The sequence below is a fragment of the Actinocrinis sp. genome, from assembly GCF_035946395.1.
Lineage (GTDB): Bacteria > Actinomycetota > Actinomycetes > Streptomycetales > Catenulisporaceae > Actinocrinis.
In genome coordinates this window covers 1-15,525 of the sequence record NZ_DASYZI010000012.1, presented here as the reverse complement: position 1 = coordinate 15,525, position 15,525 = coordinate 1, and the positions used below count along the sequence as shown (strand labels likewise).

The 15,525-nt window shown below is 68.6% G+C and carries 13 protein-coding genes; 2 read left to right on the top strand and 11 right to left on the bottom strand.

The window, feature by feature from the left end; genetic code table 11:
- The 11 genes from VGS97_RS01145 to VGS97_RS01095 form a co-directional block, all read right to left on the bottom strand.
- Nucleotides 1-1,193 (bottom strand): helix-turn-helix transcriptional regulator (locus VGS97_RS01145; protein WP_326851249.1); only part of this gene is annotated, 1,193 nt, incomplete at its 3' end.
- A 276-nt stretch (nt 1,194-1,469) separates the two neighbouring features.
- Complete coding sequence (locus VGS97_RS01140; protein ID WP_326851248.1) at nt 1,470-2,015, bottom strand: flavin reductase family protein; 546 nt, start codon at nt 2,013-2,015, stop codon at nt 1,470-1,472.
- Between the two features lie 103 nt (nt 2,016-2,118).
- Nucleotides 2,119-3,474 (bottom strand): FAD-binding oxidoreductase, encoded by a 1,356-nt coding sequence (locus tag VGS97_RS01135; protein WP_326851247.1) that lies wholly within the window; start codon nt 3,472-3,474, stop codon nt 2,119-2,121.
- Nucleotides 3,471-3,821 carry a hypothetical protein gene (locus VGS97_RS01130; RefSeq protein WP_326851246.1) on the bottom strand — a complete coding sequence of 117 codons (351 nt, stop codon included), beginning with the start codon at nt 3,819-3,821 and terminating at the stop codon, nt 3,471-3,473. The genes VGS97_RS01135 and VGS97_RS01130 overlap by 4 nt, the downstream gene beginning before the upstream one ends.
- 76 nt (nt 3,822-3,897) lie before the next feature.
- The gene (locus tag VGS97_RS01125; protein WP_326851245.1) at nt 3,898-5,199 is read right to left on the bottom strand and encodes an ATP-grasp domain-containing protein; all 1,302 of its coding nucleotides are present in this window, start codon (nt 5,197-5,199) and stop codon (nt 3,898-3,900) included.
- A 74-nt stretch (nt 5,200-5,273) separates the two neighbouring features.
- A complete protein-coding gene (locus tag VGS97_RS01120) occupies nt 5,274-6,371 on the bottom strand; it encodes an FAD-binding oxidoreductase (RefSeq protein ID WP_326851244.1) in 1,098 nt (365 codons plus the stop codon).
- Nucleotides 6,368-7,921, bottom strand: coding sequence for a class I tRNA ligase family protein (locus VGS97_RS01115; RefSeq protein ID WP_326851243.1), 1,554 nt, complete (start codon nt 7,919-7,921; stop codon nt 6,368-6,370). Before VGS97_RS01115 ends, VGS97_RS01120 begins: the two co-directional genes overlap by 4 nt.
- Nucleotides 7,918-8,286, bottom strand: a complete 369-nt coding sequence (locus VGS97_RS01110; RefSeq protein ID WP_414641613.1) for a cupin domain-containing protein — start codon at nt 8,284-8,286, stop codon at nt 7,918-7,920. Before VGS97_RS01110 ends, VGS97_RS01115 begins: the two co-directional genes overlap by 4 nt.
- Nucleotides 8,286-9,632, bottom strand: a complete 1,347-nt coding sequence (locus VGS97_RS01105) for a SidA/IucD/PvdA family monooxygenase (RefSeq protein ID WP_326851241.1) — start codon at nt 9,630-9,632, stop codon at nt 8,286-8,288. Before VGS97_RS01105 ends, VGS97_RS01110 begins: the two co-directional genes overlap by 1 nt.
- Before the next feature lie 67 nt (nt 9,633-9,699).
- Entirely contained in the window at nt 9,700-11,340 is a 1,641-nt protein-coding gene (locus VGS97_RS01100) for an ABC transporter substrate-binding protein (protein ID WP_326851240.1), read from the bottom strand.
- 56 nt (nt 11,341-11,396) lie between these two features.
- A complete protein-coding gene (locus tag VGS97_RS01095; RefSeq protein ID WP_326851239.1) occupies nt 11,397-12,611 on the bottom strand; it encodes an acyl-CoA dehydrogenase family protein in 1,215 nt (404 codons plus the stop codon).
- Nucleotides 12,612-12,955: 344 nt separating this feature from the next.
- On the opposite strand from VGS97_RS01095, the gene VGS97_RS01090 reads away from it, so the two are divergent.
- Nucleotides 12,956-14,194: an MFS transporter gene (locus VGS97_RS01090; RefSeq protein WP_326851238.1), complete on the top strand. Its 1,239-nt coding sequence runs from the start codon at nt 12,956-12,958 to the stop codon at nt 14,192-14,194.
- 6 nt (nt 14,195-14,200) lie between these two features.
- The gene (locus VGS97_RS01085; protein ID WP_326851237.1) at nt 14,201-15,388 is read left to right on the top strand and encodes a GNAT family N-acetyltransferase; all 1,188 of its coding nucleotides are present in this window, start codon (nt 14,201-14,203) and stop codon (nt 15,386-15,388) included.
- The last annotated feature ends 137 nt before the right edge of the window (nt 15,389-15,525 follow it).

The window sequence follows — 15,525 nt, the reverse complement described above, 5'->3', positions numbered from 1 at the left end:
TGGTGGGCGTGGGTGAGTATTCCCGCGTCAATGAGTTCGTCAACCAACTCGTCTGCCTCGGATGGCAGCGGGTTCACATTGTCCGCGGACGTGCGGGCCAACCAGTGCAGCAGTATTCGGGCCGGCTGGCCCAGCGTCAGATAGGCCGAGCGCAGCGACTCGCGCATTGACAGATCCCCGATACACAGCCAGCTCAGGGCGTTCGCGTTCCGGTCCCAGCCGTCGAGCAGTTGCCGCAGGATCACGTGTGGGCGCAGGGCGATCCTGCGAAGCGCGATGTCCAGGGCCAGCGGCAGATCGCCGCACAAGGCGGCGAGTCGGTCGAGGTCGTCGGGCGCCGCGGTGACGGTGGGCGGCAGCGTCGCGATGATCATGGCGACGGAATCGGCGCGCGACAGCGGCGCCAGATGCAGTCGGCGGACATCGCGCAGGCCCAGCAGTCGTTTGCGACTCACCAACACCGTGGTGCTTGAGTCGGTCTCCACCAGCAGCGGCCGCACCTGCCATTCTTCCCGCACGTTGTCCAGCACCACGAGCAGCCGACGTTCGGCGACCAGTGTGCGGTACAGGCCGGCGCGATGGTCGAGGGTGCCCGATAGCTGGTCGGCCGAAAAGCCCAGGGCGCGCAGAAACCCGTCCAGGATGTCGTAGGGGCCGGGCATGCCGCCCGCGTGGCGTGCGCTGAGGTCGGCATAAAGCTGCCCGTTGGTCATCTCGGCCGTCCGCGTATAGGCGTAGTACAGCGCCAGGTCGGACTTGCCGACGCCGGTCGGACCGCTGATCACGATCGGGGTGTTGCCGGGGGTCTGCAACCAGGCCAGTTCGGCCGCCCGCCCGATGAACTTGCGCGGCCGCTGCGGGAGCTGGGCCGGATAGGGCAGCTTGCCGACCTGCCGGCCAGTCGTGCGGCGGTACACGGCAAGCCGCATATCGCTCCCCGTGACGGCGAGCCAGTGTTGCCGCCAAGCCTCCTCGTCACCACCGCAGGCGTTCACGAAGCCGAGTGCCACTTGCAGGGATGGCATCCGGTTGCCACTGGCGGCGCTGGAAAGCACGGAGGGCGAGAACATCGCGGACCGGGCCATCTCGCGGTACGTCGGGCTGCCTGCCTGCGCCCGTAGCCGCCGCAATTCGCTGGCGAACTTGGCGACGAGGCCGCCAGCGGTGTTGACCGGTTTTTCTGGTCTGCCCATGCAGGATCCTTCCCACAGTCATTCAACATGGCAGAACTGCAATACCTCGCGTGGAAACCTTCCCCTCTGGTTACCGCTGGCCGTGGCCCGCCGGTGTCGCCGGTCTTACCGTCCGCCACGGGTAGCGAGTACCGGGTGACGTGATATTTGAATTCATGCGGGTACCGCGAGCAGATTTTCGTCGAATCGAGGAAACAGTTACTTTCCAGTGTTCGGTGCGGGGTTTCGCACTCCCCCGGCACGAAGAGGTGTCACGACCACCACGATCACCTGACGCTAAGGAGCCTCGCCCCAATGGCCGGGCGGCCCGGACAGGTCGACGGTCGCGGGAGGCGGATCCGCGACCGTGTGGAATTGCCCGTGCAGGAACACCAGCGCAGGCGGCCACCCATCGTGCCCCGTGGCCAGAACGTCCCCGATCACCAGCGTGTGGTCGCCGAGGTCGAACCGGTACCGCAGGCCGCATTCCAGCCAACTCGCCCCAGCCAGGACGAGCGCCCCCGTCCGTTCGCCGGGATGCGCCCGAAGTCCGGCCATGCTCCCGGCGCGCGCAGCGGGCGGCCCTGCCAACAGACGGGCGGTCTCCCGCGCGCCGGCCGGCAGGATCGAGACGGCCCACCGGCCGACCGTGAGCAGATCGCCGAGAAACGCCGAATTCCGCCGAAACGACAGCGACACCAGCGGCGGGTCAAGTGAGATCGACCCCAGCGAATTGACGGTGACTGCATCGTGGCGGCGGCCCTGTGATGTGTCCCGGTACGTGCTGGCCACGCACACCCCAGTCGCGAAGGTGCGCATGGCAGCGCGCAGGTCGGCAGGCATTCCAGCTGCTCCTCAAGGGGGACGAGTCGACCGGGGATGTGAACGGCCGTTCAAGACGTGGCGTGCAGCGTCCGGGCCGGTCGTACCGCGGCGTTGCGAACGGTCACACGGCCTGGGGGAAGGCGAAGAACCGGTCGGGGTCGTAGCGGCGTTTGACCTCGGCGAGTCGATCGGCGTTGGTCCCGTAATACGCCCGGCGCCAGTCCGCGAGATCGGGATCGGTGAAGTTGACGTAGGACGCGTCGGGTGCGAACTCGCCCGACTCGGCGTGCAAGGCGGAAAGCCACTTCAGGTTGGCGCGGACGGTTTCCGGCGAGTCGGCCTGCGTCCAGGAGGTGTCGAGGCTGAGCAGGAACCGGGTGTCGCGGTGCGGGAACGCGGTGTCCGCGACCGGAACGCGGCTGATCGCTCCGCCCCACGCGAACAGTGCGGCGCCGGCCCCGTCCGGATTCTCGCTGCCGGGCCACTTGTCCACGGCCCGGACCAGCGTGGCCAGCCCGGCGTCGTCGATCGCGTGTGGCGTGCACCTGGTCTTTACCGCGAAGGCGCCGCCGGCGCTGCTGTGGTGCAGGTACGTGGCGGCGTCCCAGAAGTTCCGGTCCTCGATGTCGGCGCGGACGGGAGGGGCGACGGCGCAGGCCGGCGCGATCAGGTCGCGCAGCTGCGCCGCCGGGCCGAGGTGGTGGCCCACCATGGACACGACGGTGTCGCCACCCGGCGAGCGGGCGATGCCGATGCGGGCGGAGAAGCCGTCCGGCGCCGTCCGCATGATCTCCTGCGCCGCGGCGAGCACCTCGACGGCGCATGGCCGAGGCCACAACACCAGGCAGGTCGACCCGGCCGGAGCGGGCCGGGTCTGGAACGTGAAGCTCGTATTCACCCCGAAGTTGCCGCCTCCGCCGCCCCGGCACGCCCAGAACAGGTCCTGATGCTCCCGCGCCGAGGCCGTGACCATGGTCGCATCGGCGAGTACGACGTCCGTCGAGACCAGCGCGTCGCAGGTAAGGCCGTGCGCGCGCGAGATCGACGTGACACCGCCGCCGAGCGTCAGGCCGCCGATGCCGACGGTGTCCGAATTGCCCAGCGGGATTGTGACGTCGTAGGGCCGCAGTGCCGCGTAGACGGTCTTCATCGGGGTGCCGCCGCCTACGGTCACCAGTCCGGTGTCCGGGTCGAATCGGACGCCCACGAGATTGCGCAGATCCAGCACCAGCCCGGTGGACACGCAGTAGCCGGCGTAGCTGTGACCCCCGCCGCGTACGGCTAGCGGTACTGACGCGGTCCGGGCCCAGTCCACGGCGGCGGCGACGTCCCCGGCGTGGGCGGCAGTGAGGAACGCCGCCGGGCGGTTGGCTGCGAACCGCTGGTTCCTCGGCATCCGGTCCTGGGCGTAGCCGGGCTCGCCCGAGAGCCGCAGTTCGCCCTCGACGAGTCCGCGCAACGCCTGCCACTCAGTCATCGCGCCGCCCCCGTGGGTTCTGTGGCGCAGACCTCTTCAAGGTAGGAAACGCCGGCGGCGGCTTGCTCGCCGTAGCGTTCCCAGACCTCTCGCAGCACGAGGGCGCCGCCGAACCGCTGCGGCGTGTTGGTGCTGTGCCCGGCGATCACCTCGCCGCTCTCCAGCACCATCGTGTAGGCCAATCGCAGCACGCCGCGTTCGTCGCAGATGCCGGTGACCGTGCCACGCCGGACGTGCCCGCCCTCGAACACCGCCCAGACGAGGTCTCCATGCTGGTGGTACTCGGCGCACACACCGTCGCCACCGCCCAGCGCGCGGAAGCGGCGGCCGTCGTAGTCGATGCTCATCAGTGTCCTTCCTTCGGTCCGGGCACCGATGGGGCTCCACATCGTGTCGTGTTCGATGACCCGCTCACGTGCCCGCTCATTCGTCCACGTCCAGCAGCCCGGCGGGCATCGTCAAGGGGGTGCCGGCTGGCGGCGGGTCGACCAGGTCGGCGTCCAACTCGACCAGTGCCGCCGCGTGGTCGAGCCGCTGTGCACAGGTTTGCGGGTCCGCGGCCGAGCAGACGACGAACGAGTGGCGGGCGATATAGCCGCCCGGCGGCAGGTGCAGGGTCGTGCCCGGGTCGACCATGCGGGACGCGATGACCAGGCCCGGCGCTTCGTCGGGCACGAAGACCGAGCGCACGACGCAGTCGTGGTCGGGGTAGCCGAACCGGATGCCGGCGACGCCGGTGCGGGTGTGCGTGAGATCGGGCCGTCGGCCGGTGGCGACGTCGAAGAGCACGCTACCCGGCTCGATACCGGTGGCGATCTGGCCGAGGAACGGGATGAGATCGCCGCCGAGGCGGCCGTTGACCTCGATGATCACCGGGCCGTGCGTGGTCAGCCGGACTTCGGTGTGGGTGATGCCGTTCTCGATGCCCAGGACACGGTGCGCCGTGGCCAGCGTGCCTAGCAGCGTGTCGTCCCGCAGCAGCGGATCGGCGGAGTCGACGAGGTGTCCCGTCTCCTCGAAGAACGGCAGCAGGCCGGTGGTCTTGCGCGCGATGAACATCGGCAGATACTCGCCCTGGTGGACGGCGCCGTCGATGCTGATCTCGGGACCGTCGGTGAAGCCTTCGATGATCGCCCCGCCGCGGTATGGTTCGTCGCCGACCAGGCTGGCCTCGTGCGCGACGCGGTAGGCGAACCCGAGCTCCCGCTCGTCCGACGCGAGCGAGACTCCCATGCTCGCGCCGAGCGCGCGCGGTTTGACGACCACCGGATACCCGATCCGGGCCGCGGCCGCGCGGGCCGCATCGAGCCCGAGGGTCAGCTCGAATCCCGGCTGCGGCAGGCCGGCCGCACTCAGCCGAGTGCGGCAGTCGTACTTGTCCCGGCAGCCGTGCACGCCCGGGATGCTCAGACCAGGCAGGCCGAACTCGGCGGCCAGCGCGGCCGCGGGCATGACCAGCGGCTCGTCCCAGCACATCAACCCGGCGACGGCGTACCGGCCGGCCAGATCGCGGGCGGTCTCGGCGAGCAGTTTGTGGTCGAACACGTTGACCACGGTGATGTCGTCGAAATACGCGTGCTGCCAGGTCGGCCGCAGATTGTTGATCAGCAGCAGCCGCAGTCCGGCCGCACGGGCCCGCTCGGCGACGGTACGGACCAGGTACTCGCGATACAGCTTGAGACCACTGCCGATGACGAGCACCGCGCGGGGGGTGTTTCCGGTCATGAGGGCGTCCTTCAGCCGTGATTGACATGTCAGTGATTTGATGCGGTGCGGTGGGATGGGGTGAGGTGGGAGGATCAGGCCGCGAGTTCGCGACCGATCGCGTCGACGACCGCCTCGACGGCTTGCGGCGCGCTGCGGAACCCGTCGCCGCCGCTGGCCGGGCGAGCCCAGACGGCCGGCCCGACCCGGACGAAGCCGGTGTCGCCACCGGCCGCTGTGCTGTAGTGGCAGTGCCGCACGCGGGCGGTGGTATACCTGTCCGCTTCGGTCACTATGCCGGCGCGGAGCACTCGGGTGGCCCAGTGCGCTTCGTCACTCGGTCCGGACAGCGTGGCCACTTCGCGCCGCACGGCGTCGGTGCTGATCTTGACCAGGGTGCCCGCCACTGAGGGCAGCAGCCACGCCCGCCCGTCGGCGCCGATCCCGCCCGCGATCGGTGTCGCTGCCCAGCGGTGGACCAACTCAGCCGGCGGCCGTAGGTACACCATGGTCTGACAGTGCAGCGTCACCGGCAGATCCATCAGTGCCGCGGACCACGGCCCGGCCGCGACGAGCGCGACATCGCCGGATTCGACCGCGCCGCAGGCCAGCAGCACCCGGCCGCTTTCCGGCCGCACGCCGACGACCTCCCGGCCCGGCCGCAGGTCCGCGAGCGGGTGGTGGCGCAGCCAGCGGGCCGCCGCATGCAGGATGCGGTCCGCCAGCAGGACCCCGGCATGCGGCTCAAGCACGACCGCGGCGTCGGCCGGGAATCCGATGTGCGGATAGTCGGCCGGGTCGGCGGTGCGGATCGACAACCCGGCGGCTTCGGCCGTGGCGAGGGCCGAAGCCGCGTCTCCGGGGGGTAATGCGGTCAGGACCCCGACGCGCCGATAGAGGTGGGCACCCGTCAGGTGGTCGCACAGGAGGGAGTCCAGCTCATGCCAGCGAGCGTGCAATCGGGACGCCCGGTTGGTGGCGGCCGGATCGCCGGCGACGAGGGCGCGCAGGGCGCGGTGCTGGTCGAACGACGTCGAACCCGGATTCGGGATCGGGCCACGTTCCAGCAGGACCACGCGGTACCCCGCCAGCACGCACCGAATCGCGGCGAGAAGCCCGGTGATGCCGGCGCCGACCACCACGACCCGCAGCGCGTCCCGGCCGCCGGTTTCCTGTCGGGTGCCCCCGGTCATCGCCCGGCCCCCACTGCGGCCAGATGCGGCAGCGGCAGCGGGACGATGCTGGTGACCCCGGCGGGGTCGATCGCGACGCCGGCGTTCTCGCCAAGAGCCTCGGCGGCCAGATCGATCAGGATCGGCGCGGCTTCCCGCAGCAGCCAGCCGACCTGGAAACAGAAGTCGCCGGCGTCGGCGTCGGCCGCCGGCCAGCGGTCGAGTCTGGCCAACTGGTCGGTGATCGACTCGGCCGCACGGGTCAGGCTGAACCCGGTCAGCTCGTACGACGCCGCGAACTGCTCGGACATGCGCGCCGCGGCGTGGCGCGAGCGCTGCGACACGGGCAACGGCCCGCGGCCGGCCCAGCGGTTCGCCCGATCGGCGATCCGGTTCCACGGTCCCACCAGGCGGGACTCGGCCAACCGGGCCAGCGCGTCCCGGCTGAAACTGGTCCGCTGATGTTCCGGGCTGGTCGTGGCCAGGTAGAACCGGATCAGGTCGCGTGGCACCTGGGCGGCCAGGTCCCTGGCCCACACCGCATGCCCGCCGCTGGTGGAGAACTTCTCGTGGTCCAGTTCGTAGAATTCGTTGGTGAGGTAGTGCGTCGGCAGCTCGTAGCGGCCGTCGAACGCCAGGAGCATCGCCGGGCCGGCGATCGCGAACGGGTAGATGTTGTCGAAACCGAGGAAGTACACGATCTGCGACCCGCTGCCGGCCAGCCACAGTGCGTCCTCGGCGGCCGGGTTCTGGCCCCGGCCCTGCGCCGCCAGCGTCGAGCAATGCATGCTCCACGCCATCGGCTCGGCGTTGGGGTTGACGACCTGCCCGGCCACCTCCGCGAACGGCACCTGGATGCCCCATGAGATCGGATAGGTCACCGGAAAGTCCGGCAGCGGCCGGGACAGCATTCGGGCCACCGCATGCGCCATGTGCGGGCGCATGCCGTCCGCGTGTGCCTCGAAGTGCGCGCGCAGCCGGTCGCGGTAGCGCTCTACCGGGAGCACGAGCACGTCGGCATCCCGCAGCACCACGGGGTCGCTCGGGTCCAACGCGGACTTGACGTCGATCAACTCGCCCGCCGCCACCAGGTGTCCGCAGCTTTCGCACAACCCCGCGCGGCTCTCGGCAAGGCACTCGGGACAGTTGCCGCGCGCGAATCCATCGACGAGGAACTGCCCGGTCCGTTCGGAATACGGGAACGTCATGCTCTGGCGTTCCAGCCGGCCCGCGGCGTGCAACCGGCGGATGAAGTCGACGACCCACTTGGTGAACCGGTCGTCGTCGCCGGTGTAGCCGTCGACGGCGATGCCCACGGCCCGCAGGGTCGACTCGATCTGCGCGGCCGAGTCGGCCGCCAGGTCCGCCGGGCGCACGCCACGCCTGTGCGCGGCCGTCACGACGAACGTCGAGGTGCCCTGGGACCCTGTGCCAAGCAGCACTTCCCGGCCCTGCGCCCGCTCGTAGCGGGCGTGCACGTCGGCGGCCAGAAAGGGACCGGCGATGTGCCCCAGGTGCAGATCCCCGTTCGCCGTCGGCGCCGGCGAAATGATCACCCTCCGGGTGCTCATCGGATGCTCCGCGTGTGCCGGGTCATGAACTGCGCCGACATCTCGGCGTCCCACCACAGTCCGTAGTACTCGAAATCGGCGGGGCCGTTGTTGACCACCCGATGGGTGGATCCCGGAGGCAGCCGGACGATGTCACCCGCGGTGAACGGATGCCGCTCGCCGTCGACCACCACCTCGGCGGCGCCGCAGATGGCGATGAAGATCTCGTATTCGTGGTGCGAGTGCGGGGTGGACTCGGTCCCGGCGCGCAGCACGCACCAGACGCCTTCGAAGGGCGCGTTCAGTGCAGGCCAAGGCAACAGCCGCTGGCCGTCGAGCCCGTACGCGCGTTCCAGCTGCTCGCGGTCGAGGCGGTGAACGTCGATCATGCCGGCATCACCGCTGTCTGGTCGGCCGCGACCTGATCGGCGACGGCGTCCGGCTGTGCGGCACGGCGCTCCAGGATGTCGCCGACGATGTCGGCCGAGCGGTGCGCGAGCACGCTGATCAGCGAATCGGAGATGCCGTGCGTGGCCTCGTTGACGCCCTGAAGGTACAGCGCGCCTTGCGCGCTCGCGCCGAGGTCGACGCGGTAGCGCCGGTTGACCGTGGCCTCAGGCAGCCCGAGGCTGCTGATCAGGTTGCGCACCATCGTCGGCATCTGCGGATCGAAGCCGGTGCCGAGGAACAGGGCGTCGCACCGCACCTGTTCGACGCCGCCGGACCTCAGATCGCGGACATCGAGTACGACCTCGTCCCCGCCGCCGGGGGCGGACTCGATCCGCGCGTCGACGACCTCGGTGAATCCGCGGATGACCGACACCGGCCGGCCCAACATCTTCTGCCGGTAGATCATCATGTAGATCTCTTCGAGGAACGGCGCGGCCAAGCCGGCGTAGTTCGTCAGGCGCATCTCCTCCAGCACCTTCGTCCGGACCTCCTCGGACATCGCGAAGAACTCGTCCACGAAGGACGGATAGAACAGCTCGTTGACGAACTTGCTGGTCTGGTAGTCCTTCAGGGCGATGGAGCGCAGCAGCATCATCGGGGACGAGCCGGGCATGTCCTGGTGCAGCGCCATGAACATCTCGGCGGCGCTCTGGGCGCCGCCGACAACCACCGGCCGCGGCGGCCGACCCGCTCGGGCCAGGCCTGCGGTGTCACCGACCCGGCTGCCGTACTCGGTGCTGTGCACGACACGTTCGGCCGGCAGGTTGCGGAAGACTTCGGGTACGAAGGCGTCCCGGCCCGCGCCGAACACCAGATCGCGACACAGGATCGTGTCGCCGTCGGACAGCGGCACCGCGAAGCCGAGTATCGCGCCGTCCTCGGCGTGGATCGGCAGGATCCGCTCGGCACGGACGCTGTAGCGCACCTGGACGTGTTCCAGCGTGTCGGCTACCCACTGCTGATAGGTCGACAGCTGCCAGCGGAACGGGTTGAACGTGCCGAGGTTGACGAACGCGTCGAGTTCATCGTGCTCTCGCAGGAAGTTCAGGAACGAGAACCGGCTGCGCGGGTTCCGCAGGGTCACCAGGTCCTTCACATACGAAACCTGGCTGCGGGTCCAGGGCAGCAGGAGGTTGCGGTGCCACTTCACGTCCTCGTACTGCTCGATGACCAGGGAGCGGACGGCGACGTCGGGCGAGCCGGACTCCTCGATGGCCACGGCCACCGCGAGGTTCGACGGGCCGGCGCCGATCATCAGGACATCCACGTCGTGGACAGACACGGGCGAACCTTTCTTGACGGGGGTGGCGCGTCGGGGGTGACGCGCCACCCGGCCGTCGGGCGACGAGTTACCTGCTGACGGTCACGGTGAAGAAGTCGAGCTCGCGGAACAGGGTCGGCTTCACGTTGTGCAGCCGCGACGACCAGGCCGCGGTCGCCGCCTGGTACCAGATCGGAATGGTCTGCATGTCCTGCAACGCCACCCGCTCCGCCTGCTGGTAGAGCGAGTCCGCCAGCTCTAGGTTCGGTGCGGCGTCGGCCTGCGCAAGCAGATCGTCGACCTGCTTGTTGGAGTACTGGCCGACATTGGACGCGCCGTTGGTGCGGAACAATGGGTTGAGAAAGTTCTCGATGGACGGGTAGCCGGCGACCCAGGCGGTGCGGTAGACCGCGTGGATGGATTTCTGGTTGAGGGCGTTGCGGAACGCGCCCAGAGTGGTCTGCGGCTGGAACACGCACGGATGGTTCAGCGTCCGCTGGATGGACTGGCAGACGACCTCCACCCATTCCCGGTTACCCGAGTCCACGTTCGAGGTCAGAACGATGGTCCCTTGGAAGCCGGTCGCGTCGAACAGCTGCTTGGCCTTCTGCGGCTGGTAGGTGCACAACTCGCCGCACTGGCCGGGGATGTAGCCCTGCGCGTTCGGCGACACCAGGCCGTCGGCGGGCTGCCGGGCGCCGTTGAAGATCTGCTTGATCAGGGCCGGCCGGTCGATGGCCATGGAGATCGCCTGGCGCAGCCGCGGGTCCGCGTAGCGCGAGTCGAACATCGGGAAGGCGATCGCCTGGTAGCCGAGGTACTTGTACGAGGTCCGGCGCGACGGCGGCAGATCCCGGGCGATCCGGTTGCCCTGCGTGGTGTCCCACGGCGTGAAGGACAGGAAGTCGAGCTTGTCGGCCAGCACGTCGGCGTATGCCTTGTCCAGGTCCGTGTAGAAGCGGTAGTCGATGCCGCCGATCTTCGGTTTCTGCGCGCCGCCGTATCCGTCGAACCGCTTGACGAGGAGGTCCTTGCCCGGGGTGTAGGAGACGAACTCGAACGGCCCGTCGCCCACCGGGTGTGCCTCGTAGGCCTTGCGGTCGGCGAAGAAGCTCGCCGGCATCGGGTAGAACGCCGCGTAGCCGAGGCTCAGGCCGAACTGCGCGAACGGCGCGTTCAGCGTCACGGTGAACGTCTGGTCATTGATGATCTTCAAGCCGGACATCGTCGTGGCCGCGGGCAGGGCGGCCGGCTGCTTTCCGTCCGGGGTGGTGTTGTTGACCTGGTCGTAGCCCTGGATGTGCACCATGTAGCTGGCGCTTTTCATCAGGTTCGGGGAGTACGCGGTGTAGTTCCACGCGTCGACGAAGCTTCGCGCGGTCACCGGGGTGCCGTCCTGGAACTTCCAGTCCGGCTTGATCTTGATGGTCCAGAACTTGGAGTCCGCGGTGGTGATCGACTCGGCGACCGCGTTGCGCGGGGCGGCGGTCGCGGGATCGTAGTCGATCAGGCCGCGGAACAACGCGCCGAGAACGCTGATGCCGCCGACCTCGGTGGTATCACCCGGCACGAGCGCGTTCGCCGGCTCGGTCTCGCTGTAGCTGATGATCGCGTCGGTGTCGGTTCCGGCAGCGATGGCGCGCGGCGCAGCGCTGCTGCCGCTGGTGCATGCGCTGAGCGCCAAGCCCAGCACGGTGGCCGCGCACACGGCGGCCGCCAGTTTTCGCATCGCTCTCTTCTCTCGGTGAGGGTTTCGGCGAATCCGGGGCGGATTTTCGGGGCGGATCAACGCTGGGGCGGCGTGATGCCGAGTGCCAGCGGGAACGACGGCCGGCCGCCGAGTAGGTGGGCGCCGGCGGTTTGCAGGATGCGGTCCTGCGCGACGATGTGCTGGCACATCGTCGTGGTGTCGCGCAGCCAGCGGTCCAGCGGCGAGGGCCGGTAGATCGCAGAGGTTTGCAGCAGGTCGTAGAGACGGGTCACGATCGACCGGGCGGTGCGGAACGCGTGCCGCCGGGACAACGGCAGGGCGGCTCGTTCCAGCGCGGTCAGGTCGTCGAGCGTTGCGCCGGTGACCAGGACTTCTTGCTGCCGGCGCAGTGCGCCGTACACGCCGTGGCGGGTGGCGGCGAAGTCGGCTTCGCAGTCGGCCAGGGTGACCTGGGTGCGATAGTCGTCCAGCCGGCCCGCGGCGATGGCCGTTTCCCTGGCGTGGTCGAGCGCGGCGCGAGCGGTGCCGAGCGCCACACCCGGCATGTTGCGCATGTGCACTTCGGGTTGGGCCAGCGCGTGCGGTCCACCGCGGATGTCCGCGAAGGTGAACGCGCGTTCCCCGGGCACGAAGACGTCGGTGATCGTGTAGTCACAGCTGCCGCTGCCGGCCAGACCGGTGGTGTACCAGGTGTCGATCACCTCGACGTCCGACCTGGGCACCATCAGCAGGATCGAGCCGTGCGGTATTCCGGGGGGACCGGGCTCGGGCACCCCGTCGCGGTAGCGGAAGGCCCCGGAGATCACCCAGTCGGCATGCGTGACGCCGCTGCCGAACTGCCAGTGCCCGGTGAGCCGGAAGCCACCCGGGACCAGCTGCGCGCGACCGCTGGGAAACAGCAACCCGGCGGTCACCAGGTCCAGGGTGGGGAACATCTGTTTGGCGACATCCCGGTCCAGGAACGAGGCGTACAGACCGGTGTCCGACCCGATCATGGCGCACCAGCCGGCCGCGGGGTCACCGTAGGAGAGGGCTTCGATCACCTCGGTCTGCTCGATCGAGCTGAGCTCCGGGCCTCCCCAGTCGCGGGCGAACCCCATCCGGAAGACTCCGGTGGCACGCAGCGACTCGACCACGTCGGGCGGCAGCCGCCGTGCCCGTTCGATCTCGTCGCCGCGTTCGCGCAGCACGGGGGCGAGCGCCCGGGCGCGGGCCAGGATCTCGGCGGCGTTCGCGGGCGCAGCCGTCGTCTCGCCGCGACCCGCGTCCCGCAGTCCGGCCGCAGTCATCGAGCATCACTCCCTCACGAGCTTCGCGTTGCCGGCGACGGATTCGTCCCGGCTGCTAGGAAGTGATTTAAGCCAGCGAACAAATTGACGGGAACCCTTGGTCGCCAGAAACAATCAAATGAGTTCAAAAGCGGATCAAGGCAATGACTTCGCTCCGGCAATGTATTTCAGTAAAATACGATATCTGCCATCTTTGACACCTGGTGGCACGCGCATGGACCCGCATTGCCCGCGCCGGGAGTATGGAGGGATATCACGAGTTGATTCTCTTGTAAATTCAACCCTCCCATTCAACGGCCCGAGCCATTGCAATGAGAATCGACGACTCATTGGGAGGCATCGCCGTGACTGTGACCACCGATAAGCCTGTGGGTGTTCTGGCCGTACTGCGTCGAACCCCGGTGCCGGTGCGCTATCTGCTCGGCGGAGTACTGGTCAACCAGCTCGGCGCGTTCGTCCAGACGTTCATGGTGCTGTACCTGGTCTTTCGCGGTTTCTCCGCGGGGCACGCCGGCGCCGCGGTCGCCGCCTTCAGCGTCGGACTCGTGCTGGGCGGGTTCGTCGGCGGGGAAATGGTCCAGCTGATCGGCCCGCGCGGCACCATCACCGCCGCGATGCTCGCCTCCGCCGTGTTCCTCACCATGGTGCCGCTGTTCGGCCGGCCCGGACACTTCGGCCCGCTGCTCGCCACCCTGCTGCTTGCCGGGCTCGCGAGCCAGAGCTACCGCCCCGCCGCGGCCATGCTGTTAAGCGACCTGATGCCAGCGGATATCCGTGTCATGGGCTTTTCCATGATGCGCATCGCGTTGAATCTCGGCGCCGCGCTCAGTCCGCTGATCGCCTCAGGCTTGATTCTGCTGAACTGGAATCTTTTGCTGTGGTTCGACGGTGCGACCGCGCTGGCCTATGCGATACTCGCTCGCTGGCTGTTGCCCGACGTGCGGGTCGATCGCGGGGCTCCCGACGCGGCCGTTCCGGCGAAAATCAGCACTCGCGCCGCGTACGGGACTTTGTTGCGGGACGGGCGTTTCTGGTTCTTCCTCGCCTCGGTGATGATCGGCACGGTCATTTACGTCCAGTACACGATCGCTCTCCCCCTGAAAATCAGCTCCGAAGAAAAATCGACCGGCCTTTACAGCGCGATACTGGTCACGGCGTCGACCGTGCTGATCCTCTGCGAACTGAAGATCACCACGTATGTCGCCCGCTGGCCCGGCCACGTCGCGGCGACGGTGGGCACCGTGCTGATGGGGCTTGGTGTGGCCGGCTTCGCGGTCAGCGGCGGCTCGGCCGTGGCGCTGATCGCGTGCACGATCGTGTTCGTCTTCGGAATCATGGTCAACGGGCCGACCATGTTCGCCTATCCCGCGACGTTTCCCGCGCAGGTCAAGGCCCGTTACATCAGCGCTCATCAGGCCACGTTCGGTTTGGGGCTGGCGGTGGGGCCGTTGTTCGGCGTCGCCGCGTGGATAGGGCTGGGCAACGGCGTCTGGTGGCTGTGCGGCGGACTGAGCCTGGTGGCTGCCCTTTGCGCCTTGCTCGGGATGAAACCAAGCGCCAAGGCAGCCGCGTACGAAAGGTAGGCTCGCATGAGCAACATCCGTCAGGTTTCCGGTGACGAGCGGTTGCACACCGCCTTCACCCTTTACCCCTATGCCTTCGACAAGACGCCGGCCGCCGACGCGGCAGGGGAACTACGGGACAGCCTGCGGTTTCACGAAGGCAACCACACCCTGGTCGTCGAGGAAGGCGGCCGAACGCTCGCCACCGCGTCAGGGATCCCGACACACCAGAACCTGCGCGGATCCGTCGTGCGCATGGCGGGGATCGCCTGGGTCGCAACCCATCCCGACGCTCGACGTCAAGGTCATAGCAGCCGGCTGATGCACCGGCTTCACCGCGACATGCTTGATACGGGGCATCTGCTGGCCGCGCTCTACCCGTTTCATCCGTCGTTCTATGAAAAACTGGGCTACGTCGGACTGCTGCTCAACCGTACGGTGACGCTCTCGCCTCAAGGACTGGCGCCGCTGCTGAACGTCGCACTCCCGGGCGAGGTGCGCCGACAGGACATTCGGGACGGCTTCGAGGTCTATCGCGCATTCCAGCGGCGCCTCTTGTCGGAACGGCACGGGTTCATGTTCACACCCGACTACCGGGCCGCCCGGATACTCGACCCCGCCGACCGCTGGCTCGCCACGGCCACGGTCGACGGCGAAGTGGCCGGACTGCTGACGTATTACATCGATGGCTACGGCGGCTGTCTGCACGCCGACGAACTGCTCTACACCAGCGCGCTCGGGCGGGCGCTGCTGCTGCGGTTCCTCGCCCAGCACGCGTACCAGGTTTCTCAGGTCACGATCACCGTCGCGCCCGACGAGTTTCCTGAAACCTGGGCGCCCAGTCTCGCCGTGCGGACCGTCACCGAAGCCTCGTTCCCCACCTCGCCGCCCCTGATGGGGCGGCTGCTGTCGATGGACGCGCTTCAGGGTGTGCGTTGCGGCCCGGGGCGGGTAGAGATCGAGGCGGTGGGAGACCAGCTTCTCGCGGGACGATACCTGCTGGACGGCACCGGGGGGTCGATCGACGTGGCTGCCGCTGGGAGGGGTGGCGAGAAAGCCACCCTCACTGCCGCAGGGCTCTGCGCTCTCGCCTATGGCGTCCTGGACCCGCTCGACGTTGTCGCGCGCGGCCTGGGCGAGATGTCGCAAGGCGCGGTGGTCCAACTGCGCGAGCTCCTGCCCCGGCGCGCCCCACACGCCTTCGGCAAAGGTTAGGGTTCATCGTGAAACAACTACTCGTTTGGCTGTGGAGCAAGTACGTTTTCTGCTATGACTCCCGCCATGGAGGCCCTGGCCCGGCGCTATGAGGCGATCCATCCGCATCTGAACGAGCGCCAGCGCCGGCTATGGCT